The sequence below is a fragment of the Brachyspira innocens ATCC 29796 genome (assembly GCF_000384655.1).
Classification (GTDB): domain Bacteria; phylum Spirochaetota; class Brachyspiria; order Brachyspirales; family Brachyspiraceae; genus Brachyspira; species Brachyspira innocens.
Map to the genome: position 1 here is coordinate 1 of NZ_ARQI01000045.1, position 6,062 is coordinate 6,062.

The following is a 6,062-nucleotide window of genomic DNA, read 5'->3' on the forward strand; positions in this document are numbered from 1 at the left end:
TAGAAGAGACTTCAAATATTATGCGTGATATAAGCGAAACAGCAATAGAGCAGCAGTCTGGAGTAGATCAGGTAAATATAGCAGTATCTCAAATGGATACAGTAACACAGCAGAACGCCGCTTTAGTAGAACAGTCATCATCAGCAGCAGAATCATTATTAAATGAAGCTAGAGAGCTTGAAGATGCTATGAGTTTCTTTAAATTAAAATAATAAATTTAATTAATATAATTACATAAAAATAAAACGTCTGGTAATTATATTATCAGGCGTTTTTTATTTGTTATTATTATAATTCTTGATATCAGCTTATAACAAGTACAAACTCACGTTTTTTATTATCCTGATATTTTGTGCATATATTGTTTATACTGTCTATTACAATCTCTTCATTATCTGTGGTAATGTCCAAACATAATGCCGCCTCTTTTTCTTTTGAATAAACTTTTTTTACAGCATTCAAAACTTTATTAAGTCTGTATGGAGTATCTAAAATAATAACTGGAACATTTAATTTTTTTAAATACATTAATTTTTTTTCTCTTTCTCTATCATCACGTGGTAAAAGTCCAGCATAGTAAAACTCTTTAAAATTAAAAGGCAGGCACATAATAGCCGCTGTAACACTGCTAACCCCCGCTACAGGGCGTACTTTTATATTATGAGAGTAGCAGTATTCAAGAAGCAGCCTACCTGGGTCTTCTAAAACTGGTGTTCCGCAGTCGCTTATAAGTGTGACAGTACGGCAGTTTATAATTTTTGTTATTATGTCATCAATATCTTTAGATTTTTTTGTATGTTCGCTAAACTCTATTAATGCTTCTTTTTCTTTTTTAATATTTAGTGCTTTAAAAAGTGTTGTTGCTTCCCTGAAACTTTCAACTAATATAATATCGCTTTCTGTTAATACTTCTTTTAATCTTTCTGTATTATCTTTATAATTTCCTATATCTCTTGCTGCTATATAAACTGTAAGCATAAAATTTCCTTTTTTCAAATGATAATTATTTTATATTATCAATTTCTTTTTAATAAGCTGTTAGTAAACATATAATTCCAGTTTGTGCTTACCATATTATTGCTTATAAATATATTAGTATAAAATGTATTAGTAAGAAAGTTATTAGCTTTTGAACGTTCTTCCATTTCATTAATCTTTTTTACCTTTTCATTCAAAGCTCTTATAATAGCGTAGCTTTCATTATCTATATTACCGTCTATCTTTTCAGGTCTGAAATGGCATTGAAATGCATAAAGCACCTTTCTTGAGTCAAAGTCCCATACATTATTTGTAGGCATACTTGTATAACCGTATTTTACAAACTCTTCTTTTATATCCAAAACTTTAGCCTTTCTATATTCATTATCGTTTAAAAAATTTGTATAGTCATATTCATCATACCATATACCGAGATTATATTCATCATGAAGCCTTTTCCATGGGAATTTAGGACCTGGATCTTTTTTTCTGTATGGTGCTATATCAGAATGACCTAATATATTATAAGGTTTTACTCCGTATTTATCTATTAAGTTTCTAAGCAGGTATACTACCTTTTGTATTTGGCTTTCATTAAACTCTAAATATTCATCATAGGGAATAAAAAATAAATTCTCTCTTTCTCTTTTAGTCATTCTTCTTAACTGTTCTGGAGTATTTGTAACTTTTTGTAAAAAACCTAAATTTACTATTTCTATACCTATAGAAGTATCATTCATAGTATGTCTGTTGTCAAACATAGTAACACCCGCATGCCAAGCTCTATTATTATCATCTACAAGTTTGTATATAGGGTCATCTTCTCTTGTAGTTATAAGATAATGTGCTGAAACTCCGGGGTCTGTTAAAACTTTTAGAGATAAATCATCATCTAATGCAGTGTAATGAAGTATTATATATCTTATTCTCAAATTATAAGCAGGTGATTTATAAACAGTCGATATTTTAGGAGCTATTTTTCTGCTTCTTATTGGAGCTGATGTATTATTGTTGCATGAAAATAATACTAATGCAGATATTAAAAAAAGTATCTTAATTATTTTTTTATACATAAATAGGAACTCCGTTAAATCTGTAGCGTATGAATCCTTTATAAAATTCTTTTACTTCGATATAGGCAAAATAATAAGCCTGAGCTGTATTTATTCTTGTATGTTTATGAAGAAGATTGCTGTAAAAGCATTGTGTAAAGTCTATATACATTCCATCTGCTAAAGCACCTACACCTGATATTACAGTGCCCACTCCTGATGATAATAATGATTTTGTGAGGTTATTATCAGTTTCTTCCATATTGCAGGCATTAATAAAAACTAAAGACGGCGGATTTTCTAATGCTCCTATAGAGTTTAGTATATAGTCATCGCTTAATTTTATGCCTTTTTTATATCCATGTGTTATTATATGTACTATATCATAGCTCTCAAGTATTTTTATAAACTCAAAATAATTATGTTCTTTTCTATATAAATCTATTTCAGTATTTTTTATATCATCATGAATAGATAAAATAGTATCTATTTCTTTTTTGTCAAAAGTTATATCATCGCTTGGTATTGAAATAATAGCCATTTTTAATTTTTTATTGTTTATTTTATTATTATGATGAAATATATTTGAGGCATTTGTATAAGAAAATATTATATTTTCAGATATAAATTTACCGTCATAAGAAAGTATTTCCCAAGGTATATTTACGCTTTTATCATCAAGATGAAGATAAACTATTCTAAAACCTTCAAGTATATGTTCTCTGAAATTTTTTTCTGGAATAAGCATATTCATTAAATAGCTTCCAAGCTCTATGTATTTATCTATATTACTGCTTTCGCTGTTTGAATGTTTTAATAAACGCAGGTATTCTTTGTATATACTTTCATAAGCCTTATGGTCAAAATGTTTTTCATATTCTGCTACATAAAGCGAAGGATATGTTTCTATTGCCTGATATCTAAAAATATCATTATCTATAGTGCATGAAAAAAATGTCTGAGATATATTGTCATTTAAAACTATTAATCTGTCTTTAAGTTTTGAAAATGTTTTATAGTCTATTTCATAGAAAGAAAAGTCAGTATATTTTTCTTCAAGTTTATAATATATTCCTCTTCTTCTTTTATAATTGTCTGTTATATAAATATTTGTGTAGTCTTTATCTGATGCTTCATTTTTTTTATTATTTAAATCTATTTCATAATAACCGTATAATTTATTTTTGTCATTATCGTATAAAAATATATTTATAAAACTTTCATCTTTTTTTAGATTTTTTAAAATCTTTTTTACAGATGTATTTTTTAAAGAAAAATATTCTATACTATGAGATAAAAAGTATTCTCTGTTTTGAGTTATAATGTATGATTTATATATCATTTAATTAAATATCTTTTTTAAATTATAAACATTATATAGTAATTTTTTATATAATCAAATAAAATGTTTATAAATACTTATAATCGGATAATGCATAAGAAGACATAAATAAATTATTTTGTTTCAAATCCGTCAAGATTAGAACTGTATGTATCGCTGTCTGGAAATAATTTTAATGTAATCAAAGCTGTATTATTATATTTTTCTTCATCAAAACCATTTAAAGGTATTTCTATTGTTATATCTTTTCTTAATACCAAATTGGAAGACTGAGCTCCTATCCATAAATAAAAATTAAGCTTAAACTTTTCACTTCCTTCAGTATATTCAAAATACATATTGTCAAGTTTTATGTATTTTCCAGTAGTCATAGTTCTTCCCCAATCATTCATATTGCACATATAATATCCGCCGTTATAATCAGCATTATAAGTGCAATCTTTATTATTGAGATTTATTTCAATTACACTTGCATACATACTGTCATTTTTTACAAAATATTTTGAACTGGAAGAACCTTCTATTTTTAATTTAAAATTCATAGTTTTTTTAGTTGTTTGGGTATTATTATTTTGTTCATTATTTGAAGTTTCCCCTGAATTTTCTGTGCTTTCATTTCCTGAATTACCAGAATTTTCATTTGAAGTATCAGTACTTACTGGATTTAATGCTTTATAATTGCAGCCATATATAAATAGACATGCTGATAATAGTATAATTAATAATTTCTTCATATAAAAAATCTAACAAATTTAATAATTTTTGTCAATAGTTTTGTTATATTTAAAAGACATATAATGTAAAGCTATTGTAAATTCATTAATAATGATATAATATTTAATTTTTAAGTAAATTTTATTGAAATAAATTTACGTTAAATGTATACTTATTAGTAACAATTATTAATAAATATAAATTTGTAATAAATTTAAGGAGGTTCAATTTGAGTTGGATAGGTGCTATTATATTACTGAGCGTATTAGTATTTGTTCATGAGATGGGGCATTTGCTAGCTGGCTTAGCAGTTGGAATAAAGGCTGAGGCTTTCTCTATAGGTTTCGGTCCTATACTTTTTAAAAAGGAAATTAAAGGAATAGATTTTAGATTTTCGCTTATTCCTTTTGGAGGATACTGCAAATTTAAAGGAGAGATTTCTGAAGACGGCAATGTAGAAGAAGGTGATTTTCTTAATATGTCTCCTCTTAAAAGAATAATAGTTTATTTTGCTGGTCCTTTCTTTAATTATTTATTTGCATTTTTACTCCTTACAATATTGGTATCTTTGCCTTCAAAAATAGATTTATATTCGCCTACTGTATCAGTATTCAGAGATGGTAAATACATGCATTCAAAGTCTGGTATGACATTAGCTTATGAATATGGCATACAAAGCGGAGATACTATTACAGCTATAAACGGTATAAAAGTAGAATCAGATAATGATATATTAAAAACTATAAATGATGAGGCTATACAAAAGGCCGCTGAAGAGATAGTTTTTAGTATTGATAGAAACGGTGAAGCTATTAGTATAACTATACCTTCTGTTGAAATGCTTAAGGCTTTGAGCGGAGAGAGAGTATTGGGATTATATTTCGGAGATGATCTTATAATAAAAAATGTAATTGCCGATTCTGCAGCTTCTGAGGCGGGGCTTATGTCAGGTGATAAAATAATAGCTATAAACGGTATTAGTGCCAGTAATATAGCCGATTTCAGACCAATAGTTATGGATAATGCATCACAAAAAATCAATATAACTGTAATAAGAAACGGAGAAGAGATTACAAGAGAGGCTATACCAAAACCAGTATCTTCAAAAACTATAGGTACTTACGGAAGTTTGGGTGTAGAGTTTGACAGCACTCCTATGAGAGTTGAAAAAGTTGACGGCATACCTTTTCCTAAATCAATACCTGAAGCTTTTAAAGAAACTGGTAATTATTTGGTTTCTTATATAAACGGACTTAAACTTCTTTTTACTGGTAAATTATCAGTTCGTGAGAATTTGGGAGGACCTGTAAGAATAATACAGATTTCTTCTCAAGTAATTTCTGTTGATATAGAATACAGACTTAGAACTATACTTTCATTTACTGCTACTATAAGTTTAATACTTTTCTTAATGAATCTTCTTCCTCTTCCAGTAGTAGACGGAGGTATGATAGTATTTTCATTTATAGAGCTTATAATGAGGCGTCCTATAGACAGAAAAGTGCTTACAAAGATACAGGCTGTAGGTGCTGCATTTTTAATAACACTTGCGATATTCATAACTATTAATGATATAACGCAGCTCTTTAAATAAATTAAAAACTACATTCAATATAAAAAAGCCTCAATATTTTGAGGCTTTTATTTATAAATTATTTGTTTAATAATAAAAATGCAAACATAGCAGCTTGTATGATGTACATTGGTACAATAATCAAATATAAACTATTTTTTTTTTCTGCATTATTATTCGATTTATTATTAGAATTTAATATCTCATCTAAAGAATTAATTTTAATTTCCAACTTCTCGTATAAAGAACCTATATAACTATTCTGACTTTCTAATTTCTTCTCTAAAGAATTAATAGAATTATTTTGATTTGCTAATTTTTTCTCTAAAGAGTTAATGGAATTATTCTGACTTTCTAATTTTTTCTCTAAAGAGTTAATAGAATTATTTTGACTTTCTAATTT

General features: G+C 27.1%; 6 protein-coding genes and 1 pseudogene. 2 read left to right on the plus strand and 5 right to left on the minus strand.

All coding sequences use genetic code 11. The features are described from left to right. Positions 1–212: pseudogene (locus F811_RS15310) on the plus strand (methyl-accepting chemotaxis protein); the annotation flags it as partial. Between the two features lie 91 nt (positions 213–303). Here the strand turns inward: F811_RS15310 and F811_RS0100770 are convergent. The 4 genes from F811_RS0100770 to F811_RS0100785 all read right to left on the minus strand — a co-directional run bounded on the left by F811_RS0100770 (position 304) and on the right by F811_RS0100785 (position 4,106). Next, on the minus strand, positions 304–978 hold the full coding sequence (locus tag F811_RS0100770) for an SAM-dependent methyltransferase (RefSeq protein ID WP_020003406.1): 675 nt from the start codon (positions 976–978) through the stop codon (positions 304–306). A 38-nt stretch (positions 979–1,016) separates the two neighbouring features. After that, positions 1,017–2,051 carry an N-acetylmuramoyl-L-alanine amidase gene (locus tag F811_RS0100775; protein ID WP_020003407.1) on the minus strand — a complete coding sequence of 345 codons (1,035 nt, stop codon included), beginning with the start codon at positions 2,049–2,051 and terminating at the stop codon, positions 1,017–1,019. After that, positions 2,044–3,372 (minus strand): CHAT domain-containing protein, encoded by a 1,329-nt coding sequence (locus F811_RS0100780; protein WP_020003408.1) that lies wholly within the window; start codon positions 3,370–3,372, stop codon positions 2,044–2,046. Before F811_RS0100780 ends, F811_RS0100775 begins: the two co-directional genes overlap by 8 nt. Before the next feature lie 113 nt (positions 3,373–3,485). Continuing rightward, positions 3,486–4,106 (minus strand): hypothetical protein, encoded by a 621-nt coding sequence (locus tag F811_RS0100785; protein WP_020003409.1) that lies wholly within the window; start codon positions 4,104–4,106, stop codon positions 3,486–3,488. A gap of 209 nt (positions 4,107–4,315) precedes the next feature. On the opposite strand from F811_RS0100785, the gene rseP reads away from it, so the two are divergent. Continuing rightward, positions 4,316–5,680 (plus strand): RIP metalloprotease RseP, encoded by a 1,365-nt coding sequence (gene rseP, locus F811_RS0100790; RefSeq protein WP_020003410.1) that lies wholly within the window; start codon positions 4,316–4,318, stop codon positions 5,678–5,680. 58 nt (positions 5,681–5,738) lie between these two features. Here rseP and F811_RS16660 read toward each other — a convergent pair. Next, positions 5,739–6,062: hypothetical protein (locus F811_RS16660; RefSeq protein WP_033425186.1), on the minus strand; the 324-nt coding region annotated here is incomplete at its 5' end.

Bases quoted from the DNA above. Each gene is read 5' to 3' on its own strand.
- F811_RS0100780 (WP_020003408.1), bottom strand. From the start codon at position 3,372: ATGATATATAAATCATACATTATAACTCAAAACAGAGAATACTTTTTA.
- F811_RS0100785 (WP_020003409.1), bottom strand. From the start codon at position 4,106: ATGAAGAAATTATTAATTATACTATTATCAGCATGTCTATTTATATAT.
- F811_RS0100770 (WP_020003406.1), bottom strand. From the start codon at position 978: ATGCTTACAGTTTATATAGCAGCAAGAGATATAGGAAATTATAAAGAT.
- F811_RS0100775 (WP_020003407.1), bottom strand. From the start codon at position 2,051: ATGTATAAAAAAATAATTAAGATACTTTTTTTAATATCTGCATTAGTA.